This is a genomic window from Bernardetia sp. Wsw4-3y2 (assembly GCF_037126295.1).
Taxonomy (GTDB): Bacteria; Bacteroidota; Bacteroidia; order Cytophagales; family Bernardetiaceae; genus Bernardetia.
In genome coordinates, this window is sequence record NZ_CP147017.1 from 2,018,436 (window position 1) to 2,037,783 (window position 19,348).

The 19,348-nt window shown below is 32.8% G+C and carries 16 protein-coding genes; 10 read left to right on the forward strand and 6 right to left on the reverse strand.

The window, feature by feature from the left end; all coding sequences use genetic code 11:
• Positions 1–53: 53 nt before the first annotated feature.
• From V9L05_RS08020 to dnaE, 3 genes are all read right to left on the reverse strand, one after another.
• Entirely contained in the window at positions 54–512 is a 459-nt protein-coding gene (locus V9L05_RS08020; RefSeq protein WP_338815059.1) for a PIN domain-containing protein, read from the reverse strand.
• Positions 509–841, reverse strand: a complete 333-nt coding sequence (locus tag V9L05_RS08025) for a hypothetical protein (RefSeq protein ID WP_338815060.1) — start codon at positions 839–841, stop codon at positions 509–511. The genes V9L05_RS08020 and V9L05_RS08025 overlap by 4 nt, the downstream gene beginning before the upstream one ends.
• Before the next feature lie 69 nt (positions 842–910).
• Complete coding sequence (dnaE, locus tag V9L05_RS08030) at positions 911–5,104, reverse strand: DNA polymerase III subunit alpha (protein WP_338815061.1); 4,194 nt, start codon at positions 5,102–5,104, stop codon at positions 911–913.
• Between the two features lie 392 nt (positions 5,105–5,496).
• Here dnaE and V9L05_RS08035 point away from each other — a divergent pair, with 392 nt between their 5' ends.
• From V9L05_RS08035 to V9L05_RS08045, 3 genes are read left to right on the forward strand one after another with little or no spacing between them, the layout of a single operon-like run.
• Positions 5,497–8,016, forward strand: coding sequence for a hypothetical protein (locus V9L05_RS08035; protein WP_338815062.1), 2,520 nt, complete (start codon positions 5,497–5,499; stop codon positions 8,014–8,016).
• 14 nt (positions 8,017–8,030) lie between these two features.
• Complete coding sequence (locus V9L05_RS08040) at positions 8,031–9,809, forward strand: HSP90 family protein (RefSeq protein ID WP_338815063.1); 1,779 nt, start codon at positions 8,031–8,033, stop codon at positions 9,807–9,809.
• Between the two features lie 4 nt (positions 9,810–9,813).
• On the forward strand, positions 9,814–10,887 hold the full coding sequence (locus V9L05_RS08045; protein ID WP_338815064.1) for a hypothetical protein: 1,074 nt from the start codon (positions 9,814–9,816) through the stop codon (positions 10,885–10,887).
• Positions 10,888–10,993: 106 nt separating this feature from the next.
• Here V9L05_RS08045 and V9L05_RS08050 read toward each other — a convergent pair whose 3' ends face one another.
• The 3 genes from V9L05_RS08050 to V9L05_RS08060 form a co-directional block, all read right to left on the reverse strand.
• Complete coding sequence (locus tag V9L05_RS08050) at positions 10,994–12,106, reverse strand: DUF4097 family beta strand repeat-containing protein (RefSeq protein WP_338793759.1); 1,113 nt, start codon at positions 12,104–12,106, stop codon at positions 10,994–10,996.
• Complete coding sequence (locus V9L05_RS08055) at positions 12,090–13,079, reverse strand: hypothetical protein (RefSeq protein WP_338815065.1); 990 nt, start codon at positions 13,077–13,079, stop codon at positions 12,090–12,092. Before V9L05_RS08055 ends, V9L05_RS08050 begins: the two co-directional genes overlap by 17 nt.
• 109 nt (positions 13,080–13,188) lie before the next feature.
• The gene (locus V9L05_RS08060; RefSeq protein WP_338815066.1) at positions 13,189–13,791 is read right to left on the reverse strand and encodes a sigma-70 family RNA polymerase sigma factor; all 603 of its coding nucleotides are present in this window, start codon (positions 13,789–13,791) and stop codon (positions 13,189–13,191) included.
• Between the two features lie 302 nt (positions 13,792–14,093).
• Here V9L05_RS08060 and V9L05_RS08065 point away from each other — a divergent pair, with 302 nt between their 5' ends.
• From V9L05_RS08065 to V9L05_RS08095, 7 genes are all read left to right on the forward strand, one after another.
• Positions 14,094–14,597: a histidine phosphatase family protein gene (locus V9L05_RS08065; protein WP_338815067.1), complete on the forward strand. Its 504-nt coding sequence runs from the start codon at positions 14,094–14,096 to the stop codon at positions 14,595–14,597.
• Between the two features lie 122 nt (positions 14,598–14,719).
• Entirely contained in the window at positions 14,720–15,826 is a 1,107-nt protein-coding gene (locus V9L05_RS08070) for a glycosyltransferase (RefSeq protein ID WP_338815068.1), read from the forward strand.
• A 67-nt stretch (positions 15,827–15,893) separates the two neighbouring features.
• Entirely contained in the window at positions 15,894–16,400 is a 507-nt protein-coding gene (locus tag V9L05_RS08075) for a GNAT family N-acetyltransferase (protein ID WP_338815069.1), read from the forward strand.
• Positions 16,401–16,700: 300 nt separating this feature from the next.
• Positions 16,701–17,150 (forward strand): 50S ribosomal protein L13, encoded by a 450-nt coding sequence (gene rplM, locus V9L05_RS08080; protein WP_338793753.1) that lies wholly within the window; start codon positions 16,701–16,703, stop codon positions 17,148–17,150.
• Positions 17,151–17,178: 28 nt separating this feature from the next.
• Positions 17,179–17,568, forward strand: a complete 390-nt coding sequence (rpsI, locus tag V9L05_RS08085; RefSeq protein WP_338793752.1) for a 30S ribosomal protein S9 — start codon at positions 17,179–17,181, stop codon at positions 17,566–17,568.
• A gap of 274 nt (positions 17,569–17,842) precedes the next feature.
• Positions 17,843–18,646 carry a 30S ribosomal protein S2 gene (gene rpsB, locus V9L05_RS08090; protein ID WP_338793751.1) on the forward strand — a complete coding sequence of 268 codons (804 nt, stop codon included), beginning with the start codon at positions 17,843–17,845 and terminating at the stop codon, positions 18,644–18,646.
• Positions 18,647–18,917: 271 nt separating this feature from the next.
• A complete protein-coding gene (locus tag V9L05_RS08095) occupies positions 18,918–19,142 on the forward strand; it encodes a hypothetical protein (protein WP_338793750.1) in 225 nt (74 codons plus the stop codon).
• Positions 19,143–19,348 lie beyond the last annotated feature (206 nt).

Below are 19,348 nucleotides of genomic sequence, written 5' to 3' on the forward strand. Positions count from 1 at the left end.
CCAAATCACTGGTCGGATTTATTTGTAAGTGATGCGAAACGGTTTTTGCAGAATTAATAAAACAAAGCAATATCAATTACTTCAATGTTTATAAATTCGTTGTGCAAGTGTTCGAAATCTTTATCTGTTGTGAGTAAAGTTGCTTTTGATGCCATTGCAGAAGCTGCTATCCACAAATCATTTTTACCCATGTTTCTAGCACTTATTCCTTTTGGTAAAGGTTTCTCTTTTAGTTTGCCTTGACTATAAGCATCTATAATTCCATAATTATTTATGATAGGAATAGAATTCGCTTTAATAAGGTTAAAACCTTTCAAAATTTGGTTTAGAGCTGTAAGTTTTGGCTTTCCCCATTGATTTTGACGAGTAATAGAAGATAGTTCTCCCAAACTAATATGTGTATATGAAAATCTATTTTCAGAATCTTGTATGTATTTTTCTCTAAAAAAAGAACTGAATGATTTACTCTTGACAAGCAAAATCAAAATATTGGTATCTAAAATATAATTCATTTTTTTAGCATTTCTAAAAGTTCTTCAATCGTTTCGTTTTTATCGTCTTCTAAGCTACCAAAATAAGGAATTGCAGTTTCTAAATTGGCAACATAAGGAGAAGGCAAAGTTTCTTTTTCTAGTTCATCATACGAAATAGTAGAAACGGTTTCTTCTAAACCTAATCCCTCAAAAAGAAGATTTGTATTTTCTAGATCTTCGGAGTTTTCTATATTTTCTATTTCCTGTTTTTCTTCTATTTCTCTGTACAAAATACCTAATCTACTTGCCATACTAAGCAGCAAATTTATATCTTGTCCATTAGCAGACTGCAAAATTATTGTACGCATAGTTTCTAATTAGTTCGTGTAATTTGATTTTTATAAATATACAAAAAACTCACTTCTTTTCTACATCAATCAACCCACCTGACAAACCACTCCCAACTGCTCAATATCTCTAACCAAATCGCTAGTCGGATTTATTTGTAAATGATGCGAAACAGTTTTTATAAAAGTACGTCCTGATTGTGGTGCTTGGTGGAAAAACTCCATTTTTATCTTGCAATCTCCACCTTGGCAGTCATTAAATAAATTCTCTAAATCCATTATCAATGTTTCGTTGAGATTCAATAAATTAATGGCAATATTGATACTTGAAATCGGCTTTTGTTTGACATCACTAAGCAGCGAAATATTTTTTATTTTGAGTTCTACTTGGTCAGGATTATTATATCGCTCTTCCATTCTTCCAGTAATCAAAAGAAATTCGCCCATTATCAAAAAGCCTTTAAAATGGTCATATTCCTTTCCAAAGAGTGCAAACTTATAACTTCCAGAATAATCTTCTAACGTAAATAAACCAAAATCTCTTCCAGAGGCTGTCTTTCTGTGTGCTACTTCGATTATCATTCCTCCTACTTTTACTTCTGTGCCTTTTCGTGCATTAGCAAGATTCAAAAGTGTGGAAGAACAGTTTGTTTTCATCTCAATTTTGTACTGGTCTAATGGGTGTCCAGAAATGAAAAAACCGACCACTTCTTTTTCCTTATTGAGCTTGTCTATTTCTGTCCATGGTTCTATTTCGGCAAGGCGTGGACGCATAACTTCTACTTTTCCATCTGCTCCTCCAAACATAGAAACTTGTGCTGAGGCTGCTTCTTCTTTCTGTGCCTTTGAGTACGCTAAAAGTAATTCTAAATTGGTCTTTCCTGTGTCAGTGGGTGCAAAAATTTGCGCTCTATGCACCTCTTCAAAACAGTCCAATCCACCTGCAAAAGTTAAGGCTTCAAAAGTTCTTTTATTGATAACTGACAAATCCATTCGCTCTACAAAATTGAAAATATCTTCGTATTTTCCTTTCTCTTCTCGTTCTGTGATGATATGCGAAACGGCTGTTTCTCCTGCTCCTTTTATAGCAGCCAATCCAAAACGAATTTGTCCTTTATCATTCACACCAAAACGCTCAATACTTTCATTGACATCAGGTCCTAAAACAGGCACACCAATACGCTGCGCTTCATCAATAAAAAACGTAATTTTATCAATACTGCTCATGTTGTTGGTCATTACGGCTGCCATATATTCGGCTGGATAATGCGCCTTCAAATAACCTGTTTGAAAAGCCACCACAGAATAAGCTGCCGAGTGAGAACGGTTGAAACCGTAGGCAGCAAATTTTTCCATTACCTCAAAAACCTCTTCGGCTTTTTTCTTATCAATTCCGTGTGTTTTCTTTGCACCTTCTACAAAAATGGACTTTTGTTTTGCCATTTCTTCGGCTTTTTTCTTACCCATCGCACGACGCAAAATATCTGCACCACCGAGCGAGTAACCTCCCATGATTTGGGCTGCTTGCATAATCTGCTCTTGGTAAATCATAATTCCAAAAGTAGGCTCAAGAATAGGTTTTAAGAGTTCGTGAGGATATTCGACAGTTTCTCTTCCATGTTTTCGGTCAATATAAGACGGAATAAAATCCATTGGACCTGGACGATACAAGGCATTCATGGCAATCAAATCTTCAATATTTGTTGGTTTTAATTCCTTCAAATATTTACGCATTCCATCGGACTCAAACTGAAATGTTCCGACGGTATCGCCTCGTTGGTAGAGTTCATACGCCTTTACATCATCAATTGGAATTTTGTCTGGGTCAATTCTAATTCCATGATTTTTTTCAATTAAATCAATGGCATCTTTTATAATAGTTAAAGTTTTCAGACCCAAAAAGTCCATTTTTAGCATTCCTGCATCTTCAACTACTTTTCCATCAAATTGAGTAATAAAAAGGTCAGCATCTTTGGCTGTACAGACTGGAATATATTCGGTAATATCATCAGGCGCAATGATTACACCTGCTGCGTGCGTTCCTGTATTACGAACAGAACCTTCCAAAACCTTAGCATTCTGCAAAACTTTTCCTTGCAAGTCTTTTGCTCTAAAGATTTGTCGTAGTTCTTCTACTTCGTCAAAGGCTTTGTCTAGTGTTGTCCCAGGTTTTTCAGGAACAAGTTTGGCAATTCTATTTGATTCATCTAAAGGCAATTCCATCACACGAGCAACATCTTTAATAGACATTTTTGCTGCCATTGTACCATAGGTTACAATTTGTGCTACTTGATTACGACCATATTTTTTTACTACATAATCGATTACAGATTGTCTTCCTACGTCGTCAAAATCCACGTCAATATCTGGCATAGATACACGTTCTGGATTCAAGAAACGCTCAAAAAGTAGATTGTAAAGAATAGGGTCAATGTTGGTAATTCCGATACAATATGCAACTACAGATCCTGCTGCCGAGCCTCTACCTGGACCAACGGCAACACCAATTCTCCTAGCCTCATTAATAAAATCTTGCACAATCAAAAAGTAACCTGGAAAACCCATGTCCTTCATGATTTTGAGTTCTAAATCTATACGTTCTCTGATGGCAGGTGTAATTTCTTTATAGCGTTTGGCAGCACCTTCATACGCCAAATGAGCCAAATATGCATCTTCATCTGGAAACTCTGCTGGAATTTCATATTTTGGTAATAAAATATCACGCTTTAGCTTTATGACTTCCGTTTTATTTACAATTTCCATTGTCGTTTCAATGGATTCTGGAAGGTCTGCAAAAAGCTGATTCATTTCTTCGGCAGACTTAAAATAAAATTCGTGATTTGGAAAACCAAAACGATAACCACGACCACGACCCACAGGCGTACTTTTCGGAATGCCGTCCTTTACACACAAAAGCGTATCATGAGCATCTGCATCTTCTTTTTTGAGATAAAAACAATCGTTGGAAGCAAAATATTTTACATCGTATTTGTCAGCCCAACTCAAAAGAATTTCATTTACTCGCTCTTCTTCTTCTAATCCATGACGTTGAAGTTGAATATAAAAATCATCTCTAAACTCTTCTAACCACCATTGAAAAGCCTCTTCTGCTTGTAGCTCTCCCACATTCAAAATTAGTTGAGGAATTTCTGATCCAATTCCTCCTGTGGTGGCAATTACATTTTCTTTATATTTTACAATAAGCTCTCTATCGATACGTGGAACACCTGCATAATATCCATCTACATAGCCATACGAACACATTTTGGCAAGATTATGATACCCTGCTTGATTTTTAGCTAAGAAAACTTGTTTGGTACGACGGTCTGGATTGTCTTTGGTAAATTTATGTTTGTGTCTGTCTTCTGTCAAATGTAGCTCTGCACCAATAATTACTTTTATACCTAATTTTTCGCCTTCCCCAACAGCATAAAAAGCACCATGCATATTTCCAATATCGGTAATGGCAATGGCAGGCATTCCCATCTCGTGGGCTTTACTAACCAGTTTTTTGACGTTTGCTGTACTCTGTAAAATGGAAAATTGAGAGTGCGTATGAAGGTGCACAAAAGGCAAAATTTCGTCTAGCTTTCTATCTTTTTTTAATCTATCACTTGCCTTACTTTTCTTTTGTACTTGCCCAAAATTAGCCTCATCCAATTCTGGTGCTTGATAAACAACCATTTCAGGTGTAATATCTTCTACTGTCGGAACTACTTTATTTTGTAAAAGTCCGAAAAAACATTTTGCTGTTGCATCTACATCATAGGCTGCATCGTGAGCATCTGCAAAGGGAACTCCGAAAAGTTTGGTGTGAAGCTCAGTAAGTGTAGGCCATTTGAAACGTCCACCACGTCCACCTTGAATAGCCACAAAATCTACCGAGGTAAGTTTTGTACAAAGCGTTTCTTTTTCCATAAAACCACGCTCAATACTGGTTCTATGAAATTCTGCTCCCATGATAGCGACATCAAATTCTACATTGTGTCCGATGAGAATATCAGCTTTTTGATAATCATCAGCGAAAGCATTCAAAACATCAGACAAAGGCTTTCCATTTTCTTCTGCTCTTTTGGTAGAAATTCCATGAACTTTTTCGGCATTGAAAGGAATCGTAAATCCATCTGGATAAACAATATGATTTTGAGCAGACAATAAATTTCCTGTTTTGTCGTGCAACTGCCAAGCAATTTGGACAAGACGAGGCCAGTTTTCAGAATCTGTAACAGGTGCATTAAAGTTTTTTGGAAGTCCTGTGGTTTCGGTGTCGAATACTAAATACATATATGGTAGTGTTTTGTTGTTGGTGGGGACAACGGCAAGATATGAATATCAATAACAAAGAAGAGTTGATGCTTATTTTCACACTACGAATTTACAAAAAAATGCTCAAAATATGAGCAGAAATAGTTTTTATTTCTAGTGAAAAAATGAAAATTCTGCTTTTTTATTTGAGTCTTATAGACTAGAAACATAAAAAAGGAGATGTTTATAGGATATACTTTGTTAAAACTAATTGCTAATTATCTGAAAATAATTACATTTACAAAAGTAAGTAAATTTAGAACTTTTTCTAAAAGACAAACGTTGAAATCAGTTATCTATTCCAATAAAACGTAATAAAAAAACTGAGCTTATAATTCCTACAACTTAATTAATCACCAAATAAAAAAAATATGATTCTTTCAAAGTACACAGATTCTTTGTTACCATTTTCTGCTTCTGATTTAGATACTTTACAAACAGAAATCAAGAATAAAAATATTGAATCTTGGCATACTCTTATGGGAAATATTACCCAAAATGCTAAAGATGGAGCTTACAGAAAAGCTGTAAAAGATACTTTTAAACTGATGTTTAGGGAGAGCAGAGAAGATGAAGCCATGTTTGTTTTGGATAAAGAAGAATATGAAATTATTTTTTCGAAAATTACAGCAACTTTAACTTCATTTTTTGACGATGATATTGAATTTCGTGCTATTGCAGCTCATTTTTATAGAGATGCTCGTTTCGAATTAAGTGATTTTGAAAAGGTAATCAACTACGCCACAGAAGCAGCCGAAAAAGGAAATGATTTGGGAATGAGTATTTTGGCGTATCAATATTATTTTGGTTCTCAATCAAAAGGTGTCGAACAAGATAAAGAAAAAGGCTTTGATTATGCTGATAAAGCAATGCTCAAAAATCCTATAAATGGAGCTTTTACAAAAGCATTTTTATTGTTTTATGATGGCAATGCTGAAGTTGCTGAAAGCATAGTGAATGAAATTCAAGATTTTGAAAATAATTATCTAGCTTCTTCTATCTATACGCTAAAAGCCGAGTTAGCTTTACAGAAAAATCAAACAAAAGAAGCTATTGAATTTCTAGAAAAAGCTGTTCAATTAAACCAATCTTCTCATCCTTATTATTTATTGGGTAGATTTTATCTGTATGGTAATGAAGAAATACAACCAGATTTTGAGAAAAGTATTTCGCTTTTAGAAAAATCATTTAAAAAAGGAGCTTCTTATGCAGGACTGACTTTGGGAACTTTTCTAATTTATAATGATGAATTTAGAGATATAGATAAAGGACAAGCAATTTTAGAAAAGACATCTTCTTTTAACAATTTTAGCGCATCTTATGAGTTGGCTAAACTGTATTTATTCAATGAAAAGTTCAATACAGAATCTAATAAGGAATACAAGCAAAAAGGAATTTCTATTTTAGAAAACATCAAAGAAAACCATCCTCCTGCATACGTAGAACTAGCTTATCAGTTGATGATAGGAGAAAATATAGCAAAAGATGCTCAAAAATCACTAAACTATTTAGAACAAGGCGCAGAAAAAGGATATGGATATGCAGCATTTTATTTAGGCAGAGAATATCAAAATGGTATTTTTAGTGACGACAATTCTCCTAATTATCAAAAGGCTTTGTATTGGTATGAAAGAGGTGCAGAGTTAGATTCTGTGGAAGCAATTGAAATAGCTGGTAAATATTATCGTTTGGGAGTGGGAGTAGAACCAAATCCTGAAAAAACACTTGCTTATATCAATAAAGGAATAGAAATTTTTAATTCTGATTTTTCAAAAATAGAATTGGCACTTTGTTATGAAACAGGCTTTGGAGTAGAACGAAATTATCAGAAAGCATTTGAAGCCTATCAAAGTGTAGCTGAAAATAATAATCCGTATGCACATTACAGAATGGGACTTTACTATAGAGATGGTGTTTTGTCAGAGAATGAAGAGCCTGATTTTGAAAAAGCAATACATCACTTTACAGTTGCTGCCAACCTTGATTATCCAGTTGCTCATTACGAACTTTCAAAGGCAACTTTGTATGGAAATGGAATAGAAATAGATACACAAAAAGGTCTTGAAATGTTGCATCAAGATTTAGAAAATGAAATTTTTGATGCTGCTGTCGATATTGCTCTTTATTATGAAGCCAACACAGATGAGCGAAATCCTGAAAAGGCTTTTGAATATATGAAAAAGGCTGTAGAAGATGGAAATGCTCCTTATGCAATGTATAAATTAGGACTTTATTATTACAGTGGTTTTGGAGTAGAAGAAAATAATGAAGAAGCAAAAAAATACTATCAGTTGGCTGTTAATAATAATTATCAATATGCTAATATTCCATTGGGAAATATGGAATTTTGGCAGGAGACAGAAGGTAGTAAAGAAGAAAATGGATTTGAATATTATGTAAAAGCTGCTGAATTTGGCTATTACAATTATGGTTTGGGAATGTGTTACAAATATGGAATTGGCACAGAAAGAAATCTTGATAAAGCCTACCAAGCTCTCAAACAAGGACATGAACAAGGTGATATTTTAGCAAAATATCATTTAGGAATGTGTTATTTAGAAGGAGATGGAACATCAAAGAATGAAACTCAATCCTTCGAACTTTTTGAAAGTATTGCAGAATATAACAATGCTGCAAAATATCAACTAGCCAAAGCCTACCTAGATGGAAAAGGAACAGACAAAAATGTAGAAACGGGAGCAAAATATCTTCAAGAAGTTGCCCAAGAAGATTATGCACCTGCTCAATACGATTTAGGAAATCTATATTTAGTTGGAAATGGTGTAGAAGAAAACACCGAATTAGCTGTTGAATGGTTTACAAAAGCAGCCGAAAATGGACACAAAGGAGCTGCACGTATTATTAATCCTGCTAGAAACAAAAGAAAATAATCTAATTTTATTATATGGAAAATTTGAAATTCAAAGTAGATTTAAGAGGAATTATTGACCTTTTATCTGAACATATTTATACTACGCCTAATGTTTTTTTGCGTGAGTTATTACAAAACTCTGTCGATGCTATTGAAGCAAAAAAAGTGTATGATGCAAAGGCAGAAGGCAAAATAACAGTTCGTTTGCTCAATCAAAACCCAGCAAAACTGATTGTAGAAGACAATGGAATCGGACTAACAGAAGATGAAATTCATAATTTTTTGGCAATCATCGGAGAGAGTTCCAAAAGGCATTCTCATGTCAAAGAAAATTTTATTGGAAAGTTTGGGGTAGGTTTGCTTTCTGCGTTTGTGGTCAGTAATGAAGTTATTGTTCAGACAAAATCAGAAGCTGATGAAAATGCCTATCAATGGACTGCTAAAGCTGATGGAACTTACAAAATCAATATTTTATCCGAATCAAGACCAACAGGAACAGCCGTTATTTTGGAAGCAAAGCCAGAAATGCGCTATTATTTTCTAAAAAATACGCTCTTAGAATTGTTGAAACATTATGGAGAAGCATTGCCTTATCCAATTCATTTTTATACAACCAATGAAAAAAATGGTGAGCAGCAGCATACTATTGTCAATCCTCAAACGCCTATTTGGTTGCAAGAGGGAGCTACGCAAGAGCAATTATTAGAATATGGAAAAACGGAATTTAATCAAGATTTTTTAACTGCTTTTCCTATCAAAATTGATGAATTAGGACTTCAAGGAAGTGCGTTTATTAGCTCTCAGAAGTTGCATCTCAATTCTAAAACGGAAAGTAAAGTTTTTGTAAAGAGAATGCTGCTTTCTGAAAAAATTGAAGATTTATTGCCAAAATGGGGATTTTTTATCAAGGTTATTGTAAATATTAATGAGCTAACTCCGACAGCATCAAGGGAAGATTTTGTTCATGATACAACCTTCAAGATTTGTAAAGATTTATTGAATGATTCTTTAAAGAATTATTTTAAAGAACTCTCTCAAAACAATCCAAATGAGTTTGTCAAAATTCTTGAACCTCATTACCAATCTATCAAGATGTTGGCAAATGAAGATGAAACTTTATTAGATTTATTTATCAATTATTTGATTTTTGAAACCAATAAAGGCAGAAAGAATTTTGAATGGATAAAGAAAAATATCAAGGCGATTACTTATACTACTTCATTAGAAGATTTTAAGCAAATTCGTCGTCTAGCTAACTCTAAAGATATTTTTGTGATTAATGCTGCTTATAGTTTTGAAGAAAACTTAATGAAAAGCATCATTAAAAAGTATCCAAAATTAGACATCAAAACTATCTCGCCATCTGATGTTTTGAATGATTTTGAAGAATTATCTGAAGAAGAAATTACAGAGCATCAAGTATTTTTAAATAAAGCTACTGAGATTATGCAACCTTATTTTTGTGAGGTAGCTTTGAAGAAATTTTTCCCTGCTGATTTGCCTGTTTTGTTTGTTTCTGATGAAGAAAGTATGGCAAATTATCAAACTCAAAAATTAGCAAAAGATAGTAAAAATCCATTTGCTTCTATTTTGGATATGTCGGAGAAAAAGGCAAAACCTACACTTTGTTTGAATCTCAATAATACAATGGTAGCTACTTTATTGCAAGCTCACGACAAAGAGCTGTTTGCGCCACTTCTCAAAACACTCTATATACAATCTTTATTTTTGGGTCAGTTTCCTATCAATAAACACGAAATGGAAGTATTGAATCTGTCTCTCTTAACGATTACTAAAAACACTTTAAAATAAAATTATGTACGGATTAGAAATTCAGAAACTACTCATCAAAAAGGAAGAACTTACGCTTCCACAAGATAAAGTAAAATTATTACAACAAGCCATTACTATTTCAGATAGTAATCACGACACCGAATGGTCAATACATTTGCGATTAGAACTGATGCAAGAAGAGTTAGATTATTTGCCTAGTAAAATGGTTTCCTATGAAGCAATAAGTTGGATTATTGGAGCGTATGAAGAAGACCCAGCTATTGTTGATGAGTCTAGCTTTTTGTGGCAATACAAATGGATGATTAATTATGTCATTAAAAACCCAAGTATTTCTAAAGCACAAAAAGATAAAATTATAGAAGATTATTCGATGAGAATGGAAAGAAATAATTATTCTTTACGTCCTGTATATGAAGATTATTATCGTTTTTATACTTATTTTGAGTTGGAGGAAAAAGCAAAGAAATATAAAGCAATAAGAGATTCAACGCCTTCTGACGATATGAGTGATTGCAAAGCCTGCGAACTCAATTCAGATTTTGATTACAATCTTACTTTTGGTTCGATAGATAAAGCGAAAGCAGATGGAAATGATATTCTGACTGAAAAAGAAACTTGCGCTCGTGTTCCAATTGTCAGTTATGGAAATTTAGTTCAAGAACTGACTAAAGAAAATCGTTTGGAGGAAGCCAAACAGTATGTAGAAAAAGGAATGCACCAACTTTTTAAAGAACAGGAGTACATTCCACGTAATTTTGAATACTTAATACTTTTCGCTTATTATTATAGCAAAGTTGATAATGATGAAGCGTGGAGCTTATTAGAAAAGTTTTATCCTAGTCAGGCAACAAATGAGTTTTCAAGCTATAACATTTTCTTGAATATGTTAGGTATTTTGAAAAATACTGATAAAGAAACTATTAGTATTAAACTTCCCGAATGGCTGTCTTTTTATAATTCGGATAATATTTATTCAAAAGAAGATTTGTATAATTATTACTACAATGAAGCAAAAGCACTTTTAGAAAAGTTTGCCAGTGTAGAAAATGATGAAAAAATACTTTTACATTTGGATAATAATCTAAAAGAATTTTAGAAAAATATAAAGAAAAAAAATTCGGTAAGCATAAAATGCCTACCGAATTTGAATCTCAATGAAGAGAAAATAAAACTATTTCAGTTTATTTTTTTCTTACTTCAAACTAACGCTCTTCTAAACGAATGCTTCCGTGTTGGTTAGTTACACGAACTTTTCCACTTCCACCTCCGTTTGTTTTTCCTTCTAATATTTTATCGTGTGTGTCTTCTTCATGTCTTTGAATGGTAGTATTTCGCATTGAGTTTCGGATACTTCCGTGTTCTGTTCTAGCTTCAAATTGGAATTTAGCATCCGAATCAAAACGTAATTCTATTGAACCGTGAGCATTTTCTACTTCTATTTTATCAAATCCTTTTGCTATTTGCTCTAACTCACAATTTCCATGTTTGAGTTGTAGAACAGCAGATTTCAATACTTTTCTGATTTCTATTCCTCCAAAACTATTTTCTCCTGTAATTTTTGAAACTGTTCCTATTCTCATATTTCCGTGTTTTGCCTCTATTTCCAAACTATTGGCTTCATCGATTCTGACATTGGAATGCTTACTTTCAATCTTCAAATCTGTGTTGCTTTTATCAATGTTGAGACTTCCATGAGCCACTTCTACATCTGCTGAACCTACTTCATTGATTGATAGGTTTCCAAAACTAACACTGATTGCATGACGCATTCCTGAAAGATTATGAGCATTAAAGTTTCCATGTTTTAAATCAAGATTTAATTTGCCATTCAGATCGCCAATTGTTACTGAACCAAATTTGTTTTCTACATCTATATTCAAATTTTTAGGAATTTTAACTTCATAGTTTATTTCAAAACCTTCTCTATTTGATGAACTATATCCTCCTCTTGACTCTTCAATTTGAGTTTCAAAATGAATACTCTCAGAGTCATTATCTTGCTCAATACTAATTCTATCCAAAATCTTTTGAGCTTCTTTGTCACTTCTTGCCCAAGCTAAAATGGTAACTTGAACAGAAACTTCACTTTTGTCATGATTAGTAAAGTTTATATTTCCATACTTATTAGAAATATTAAGCAAATCTTTTGGATTGACTTTAAAAGTAGCTTTTACAACCTTTTGCTTTTCTTCTTTTGGACTTTGGGTAGGAGTTTTGCCTTCTGCTTTTGCATTTGAAACAGAAATTAAAATTCCTGAAAAAATCAGTAAAATAGAAAAGACAATAGCTAAGGAATTATTATATAGATTTTTCATTTGTTTTATTATTTTTATTGGTTTCTGAATCAGATGAGTTTGAATTTTCCAAGATTTGTATGCTTTCATCTAAAATCTGCTTGCGTAGTTTTAGGTTATTAAGCATTTCATCAACAAGTTTTTTTGAATTTTGCTCTTCCAAAAGGTCACTTTTCATTACTTTATAGGCTTCATCCAATTCATCTAAAGTTTGGATAGTTTCGGGAGTTACCCAGTTTTCAGTATCTTTTTTCTTGAGTTCTTTCTTTTCCTTTGCAATAATAGAAGTATAATAATTTTCAGCTTCTAGGAGTTCAGCAGGTAAAGAAACGCTTTGAGCATAATTTTGTCCATTATTCCCCTCAAAATCTTCATCAAAGTTTTCTTCAAAACCTCTCATTCCGTTTTCTTCGTACATAGAAATCAACTGTTCATTTTCTTCTGTCAGCATACTTATAGTATCCATATTATACATAAAAGTAGTAACCAAAAGAGCTGTTAGAGAAGCTGCAACTGTCCAAAATTTTCGAAGAGAAACTGTTTTTGTTGCTGGACTATTCCCTTGATTTCTTGTTTCTAAAGCAGATGAAGCATGAGAAGAATATTGAGAAGCAACTGGCGAAGGTTTAACCCAATTATTTATGTCTCTCTTTATCTCTGTCTGCCCTATTTTGACACTTTTAGTTGTTTCAGAAGAAATAGGAGAAGGTTTGACCCAGTTTTTGGCTTTGTCTTCCTCTGATTCTTCTGTATTGATTTGCATTAATTTTTTAGCTTTCTCTTCTATGATATTTCTAGGCTCTAAACGACTTGCTTGTTCGTTTTTGAGTTTGGCTTGAATAGCTAAAAAGTTTTTTTCCATAGAGAAAGAAGCATCAAACTGTTCGTCGATTGATTTTTGTTCTTCTTTCTGAAGTTTGCTACGATGAGTAAGTAAGAATTTTTCAAGCTCATCAAGCTGTCTTTCTTCTGTATTTTTTTTATTAGTTGCCATTTTTACATGCTGTTTTAGTATTGTTTCTGTCGTTGGTGGGGACACCAAGCAACGGCAAGTATTTTTATAAAATTTTTAAGTCATTGTCAGTATTCCCACTGACAACTTTTTATAACATCGTTCTTAATCTCTTTTTTGCTCTACTATATTGTGATTTTGAAGTAGAACTAGAAATTCCTAATATTTCTCCAATTTCTTCATGGTCGTATCCTTCAAAAAGATATAAACTCAAGACGATTCTATAACCGTCGGATAGCTTATTAATAGCTTCTTTTACTCGGCTGACTTCCGAATTATGCTTGGTGATTTTTTCAGAAATTCCTGTTTGAATATTCATTTCTGCAAAGTCATTTTCAGAATTTTCATCTTCTTCAATGGCTGGTTCGACAAGCATTTCATCCAAAGAAACCAAATCAATCTTCTTTTTTTGAAGAAAATTAATTGAAGTATTTATAACAATGCGCTTGAGCCAAGCTCCAAAAGCTGCATCACCACGATATTCTTCAATACGCATAAATGCTCTCACAAAAGCATCTTGCAATACTTCTTCTGCTTCGTGTCCTTTGCCCACAATCCTGACACAGACATGATACATTGCTCGTACATATTTTTCGTAGAGTTGGTATTGCGCCTTCTGACTTCCTAATCGAACTTTCTCAATAAGTTCGGCATTAGGTTCTTCGTAATTAGTATCAACAGTTGGGTTAGACATTTAAGTAATTGCGATTATTCTAATAGTATTTTTATTCAAAAATACTATTTTTCGTTAGTTGTTGTTGTAGAGATATTCAAATCGTTTTTGTTATCTCTTATGCTATGAAAGACAAGACAAAAAAATAAAGGTTGCAATAATCTGAAAAAAAAGAGAAATAAATCAAAAAATAAATACATTGATAATAGTCAGGTAATCCTACCATTAGCAATCGTTGCTACAAAAAACTCTTATCTTTGTGAAAAATTTATTGAATTCAGTTTTCCAAAAAATAAAAGCAATAATAATAGAATCAGAAGTTAATGAAGACACTTATACTTATAAGACACGCCAAATCTTCGTGGAAAGATGAAACTTTGCCAGACAGAGAACGACCATTAAATACAAGAGGAAAAAATGATGCTCCTTTGATGGGACAAATTTTATTTGAAAAAAATATTATTCCAGATTTAGTTTTGTCTAGTTCTGCCAAACGAGCAAAGAAAACAGCCCAAAAGATTTTTTTTGATGTCTATGGATTTATGGAAAGTCAAGTTCATTTGACAGACGACCTTTATTTTACAGGCGTTCCTTTCCACATGAGAATTATAAACACACTTTTAGATACAAAAAATACAGTGGCTTTAGTAGGACATAATCCTGACTTTAGTGGTTTGGTAGATTTTTTGGCAGAAGAACCTGTACAAGAAATGCCTACAAGTGGAGTATATTGTTTGGATTTTGATGTAAATTCGTGGAGTGAAGTAACAAGACATTCTGGAAGAATTCGTTTTTTTGAATATCCTAAAAAGTATAAAGTGAGCTAGGTTTGTAGGTTGTTGGTGAGCCACCAACAACGGCATAGTTATTTGGTTTAGTATTTAAATTTGTATTCTCATTCTCCGTGTTCTCTGTGAACTCTGTGTTTAAAATTGCATTCCAAAAATCAATGAAAAAAAAGACAATCAAATTTCTTGTTCCTTATCCTTACGATATTGCCCCTGGTCAGCGATTTCGTTACGAACAGTATTTGGATATTCTTGAAGAAAATAATTTTGAGTATGAATTATTGTCTTTTTTAGATGAAGAAACAAACAAAATTCTATATAAAAAAGGACATACATTCAAGAAAATAATAGGTGTTTTGAAAGGTTTTTTACGACGCTTTATCCATGTTTGGAAGGCTAGAAATGCAGATTTTGTGTTTTTATTTCGTGAAGCTACACCGATAGGTTTTCCTATTTTTGAATGGATTTTGGTAAAAGTTTTTAATAGAAAAATTATTTATGATTTTGATGATGCAATATGGATTCATGCTACATCTTCTCAAAACAAATTAGCTGCTTTTTTCAAATCTCCTGATAAAGTAAAGACAATTTGTAAATGGGCGTATAAAATAAGTGTAGGAAATGAATATTTACAAAAGAATGCTAATGCCTTTGCAAATTCTACGACAAAAGCTATCTTAAACCCAACTACAATTGATTTAGAAAAAAAACATAATCTTTTACACCAACACAATCCAAACAAAAAACCGATTATTGGCTGGACAGGTTCGCACTCTACACTGATTTATTTAGAAATGATTATTCCTATCTTAAAGGAATTAGAACAGAAATATGATTTTGTTTTTCGTGTTATCTGCAATCAAAACCCAAATCTGGACACAGAGAATAATTTGAAAAGTTTTGAATTTGTAAAATGGAATAAAGAAACAGAAATAAAAGATTTATCAGAATTAGATATTGGAGTAATGCCACTTACAGCTGATGCGTGGGCAGAAGGGAAATGTGGTTTTAAAGCCTTGCAATATATGGCTTTGGGCGTTCCTGCTGTGATTTCTCCGATTGGTGTCAATAAAAAAATCATTAATCAAGAGGCAACTAATGAAAATGGTTTTTTAGCTGATACAGAAACTGAATGGAAAGAATATCTATCTTTTCTTTTAGAAAATCCACAAAAAAGACAAGAAATGGGAATTTTAGCACTACAAACTATCCAAAATAAATATTCTGTACAATCTAATAAAGAGAATTTTTTAGACTTATTTAGCTGATTGAAAATATTATTTTTAGTTTTAGAAAGAATTTTTGAATAAAATATCACTTTAAGTTCTATTAGCTATGACATTAGAAAGCAATAAAAAAACAATTGAGATTATTAATTATGATGATAATTTGAGTGAGTGGGTCAAAAAACTAAACTATGAATGGCTTGAAAAGTATTTCAAATTAGAAAAAGGGGATATAATTTCACTTTCAAATCCTAAAAAAGAAATTATTGACAAAGGAGGTTATATCTTTTTTGTAAAAATTAAAAATGAGAAAAGTGAAAATATTATAGCAACTGCTTCATTATTAAAAAAGACTGATACTATTTTTGAACTGGGTAAAATGGCTGTTACCAGCAAAGAACAAGGCAATGGAATAGGTAAATTATTAGTAAAACATTGTCTAGATTTTGCAAAAAACAATTCTATTTCTACAATTATTCTGTATTCCAATACTCAGCTTCAATCAGCTATTCATTTGTATAAAAAAATAGGTTTTGAAGAAATCCGATTAGAAGAAGGACTTTATCAGCGTGCAAATATAAAGATGCAATTAGACTTGAAGAATTACAGTTTATAAATTAATAATCAATAAATTTCTACAACTATTTGGAAATCAACAAGAAAACCTCTAATTTTGCAGACCTATTAAAATAGCAGTAATAAGTTTTTACGTATTCTTAATTTAAGAAAATGTATTGCCTTGATACTGAATGATTTTGACAGAAATTAGTTAAATTTTTACAGCAATTTGAATAGATATTTTTTATTGAATAAAGTATTATTGGTATTACAAATAAATTATAATCAGAATAGTTGTTTCGTAATTCATAATTCGTAATTCGTAACTTAAATTTCTTTTCAATAAATTTCCAAAAAAATGGATTCACTTAGTTACAAAACTGAGTTTGTTACAGCAGAACAAGGCAAAGAGAACCGTGAATGGCTCATTGTTGATGCTGAAGGACAAACTTTGGGTCGTATGGCAAGTGAAATAGCGAAACGTTTGCGTGGAAAACACAAGCCGTCTTACACTCCTCACAATGACTGTGGCGATAGTGTAATCGTTATTAATGCCGACAAAATCCACCTTACAGGTAAGAAGTGGAACGACAAAAAGATCATTACTCACTCTGGTTATCCAGGTGGTCAGAAAATTTATTCAGCACGCCAAATTTTACAGCGTAAGCCTACACAACTTGTAGAAGATGCAGTAAAAGGTATGTTGCCTCACAACCGTTTAGGACGTGAGTTATTCCGTAATTTGTTTGTGCATGCAGGAAGTGAGCATCCTCACGAAGCACAACAACCTAAAGAAGTAAAATTCTAAAGGTCAACCTAAACCATTTAATTTATAAATGAGTACAACTCTTCACACCCTCGGAAGACGTAAGAAGGCAGTAGCTCGTGTATATATGCAACCAGGAACAGGTAAAATTACTGTTAATGGTCGTACTATAGAAGACTACTTCCCAACAGAAATCTTACGTATTATCATCAACCAACCTTTTGTTATAGCTGACAAAGTAGGTGTTTTTGATGTAAACGTTAATGTAGCTAGTGGTGGAATTACAGGACAAGCAGGTGCTGTTCGTCTTGGTATTTCTCGTGCATTAGTAGAATATGATGCAGAGCTTCGTCCTGCACTTAAAGCTGAAGGATTCATGACACGTGACCCTCGTATGGTTGAGCGTAAAAAATACGGTCGTAGAAAAGCACGTCGTAGATTCCAATTCAGCAAGCGTTAAGAATTATCTTTTTTGGACAACTCTGTATTTACAGATTTATTCGAAAAAACTATTTTTTCAAATTTCTCAAAAGGCATTTTTGAAATAAATAGAATTCTTAACCTTCCTTTTTTTATTAAAAATAATAATCCCGAATGCGTGGTTCTCGCCTCTACAAAATATTTGTACTTGTCAGACACTTTGAAGCGTCTGATAAAAATTTACAAATTGTACAGAAAAAAGAACCAAAGTTTCGAAATTGATTTACATTCTCCTCACAGAGTAAAAAATTACTATGGACAAAATAGAATATAAAGACCTTTTGGACGCAGGCGTGCATTTCGGTCACTTGAAACGCAAGTGGAATCCAAAAATGGCTCCTTACATCTTTATGGAGCGCAATGGTATCCACATCATTGACCTTAATAAGACTCTCGCCAGTCTAGAACGTACTACCGAAGCCATCAAAGAATTGGCTCGTAAAGGACAAAAAATTATGTTTGTTGCTACTAAGAAACAAGCACAAGAAGTAGTATCACAAGAGGCACAACGCCTTAATATGCCTTATGTTACAGATCGTTGGTTGGGTGGAATGCTCACTAACTTTGCTACTGTACGTAAGTCTATCAAGAAAATGCAATCAACAGAGCGCATGATTAAGAGTGATATGTACAAAAACTTAGCAAAACGTGAAAGACTAATGATTTCACGTGAGCAAGAGAAATTGGAGCGTGTATTAGGTGGTATTGCAGACCTTAATCGTTTGCCTTCTGCTCTTTTTGTTGTTGATGTTGTTCGTGAACACATTGCTATCAAAGAAGCAAAACGCCTTAACATTCCTGTTTTTGCAATCGTAGATACGAATGCAGATCCAAACATCGTTGATTATGCAGTTCCTGCAAATGATGATGCTTACAAATCTATCTTACTTCTTACTTCTATCATTGGTAAAGCAATAGAAGAAGGTTTGGCTGAACGCAAAGAAGAGCGTGACCAAGCTAAATTACAAGAAGAAGAAAACAAAAAACGTGCAGTTGATGAAGGTAAAAAACCTGCTAAAGCTGTAGCTTCGAAAGCAAATGCTGACGAAGAAGAATAATTTTTGAATTGTGAATGGTAAATTATGAATGATGAATTAACTTCTCATTTTGTTTTCTATTCTTCATTATTATTCTACTATAAACTAGACAAAGAAAAGTAGATTAGTTAAACCTATAAGGTTTATGAAAACCTTATAGGTTTAGTTAAAATTACTTTAAAATATAAATTGATTTTATCAAAACAGATTTCAAGAAATGAAATAGTGAGTATTTTAACTTATAATTTACCACTTATCATTTATAATTGAAGTCGTTAATTCTTATATCACTATGGCTTTCGAAACAAAGACCAAACTAAAGATTGAGAAGCGTATCAGTGAGCTAAAAACTATGCAGTCAGACTTTTTCAAAACGAAAAAATCTGAACGTCCTTCTGAAGGATTAGATGCAGCTCGTGAAGAACTCAATCGCCTCAAAACTATTCTTGCTAATTCTTACCGTGGTCGTGAGAATTCACAAGAAGATACTGATTTTGTAAATTCTACATTTGCTTAATTGTATCTATTACTCATAAAGAGTGGTAATTTGATATATCAGATTACAAATTCATATAATTAGTAACTTACCTCTTTTATTTTCTTAAATTTTGGTGCTACTAATTCATAAATAAGAGAGTGATTCGTAACTTTGTAGCTACTAATCGCTCTTTTTTTATTAATTCGTTTTTAATTCCGTTCTACTAAGAACACAAAACATACAAT

Bases quoted from the DNA above. Each gene is read 5' to 3' on its own strand.
- V9L05_RS08045 (WP_338815064.1), top strand. From the start codon at position 9,814: ATGTACGGATTAGAAATTCAGAAACTACTCATCAAAAAGGAAGAACTT.
- V9L05_RS08065 (WP_338815067.1), top strand. From the start codon at position 14,094: ATGAAGACACTTATACTTATAAGACACGCCAAATCTTCGTGGAAAGAT.
- V9L05_RS08035 (WP_338815062.1), top strand. From the start codon at position 5,497: ATGATTCTTTCAAAGTACACAGATTCTTTGTTACCATTTTCTGCTTCT.
- V9L05_RS08020 (WP_338815059.1), bottom strand. From the start codon at position 512: ATGAATTATATTTTAGATACCAATATTTTGATTTTGCTTGTCAAGAGT.
- V9L05_RS08075 (WP_338815069.1), top strand. From the start codon at position 15,894: ATGACATTAGAAAGCAATAAAAAAACAATTGAGATTATTAATTATGAT.
- V9L05_RS08060 (WP_338815066.1), bottom strand. From the start codon at position 13,791: ATGTCTAACCCAACTGTTGATACTAATTACGAAGAACCTAATGCCGAA.
- V9L05_RS08050 (WP_338793759.1), bottom strand. From the start codon at position 12,106: ATGAAAAATCTATATAATAATTCCTTAGCTATTGTCTTTTCTATTTTA.
- V9L05_RS08025 (WP_338815060.1), bottom strand. From the start codon at position 841: ATGCGTACAATAATTTTGCAGTCTGCTAATGGACAAGATATAAATTTG.
- rpsI (WP_338793752.1), top strand. From the start codon at position 17,179: ATGAGTACAACTCTTCACACCCTCGGAAGACGTAAGAAGGCAGTAGCT.
- V9L05_RS08040 (WP_338815063.1), top strand. From the start codon at position 8,031: ATGGAAAATTTGAAATTCAAAGTAGATTTAAGAGGAATTATTGACCTT.
- rpsB (WP_338793751.1), top strand. From the start codon at position 17,843: ATGGACAAAATAGAATATAAAGACCTTTTGGACGCAGGCGTGCATTTC.
- V9L05_RS08095 (WP_338793750.1), top strand. From the start codon at position 18,918: ATGGCTTTCGAAACAAAGACCAAACTAAAGATTGAGAAGCGTATCAGT.
- dnaE (WP_338815061.1), bottom strand. From the start codon at position 5,104: ATGTATTTAGTATTCGACACCGAAACCACAGGACTTCCAAAAAACTTT.
- rplM (WP_338793753.1), top strand. From the start codon at position 16,701: ATGGATTCACTTAGTTACAAAACTGAGTTTGTTACAGCAGAACAAGGC.
- V9L05_RS08055 (WP_338815065.1), bottom strand. From the start codon at position 13,079: ATGGCAACTAATAAAAAAAATACAGAAGAAAGACAGCTTGATGAGCTT.
- V9L05_RS08070 (WP_338815068.1), top strand. From the start codon at position 14,720: ATGAAAAAAAAGACAATCAAATTTCTTGTTCCTTATCCTTACGATATT.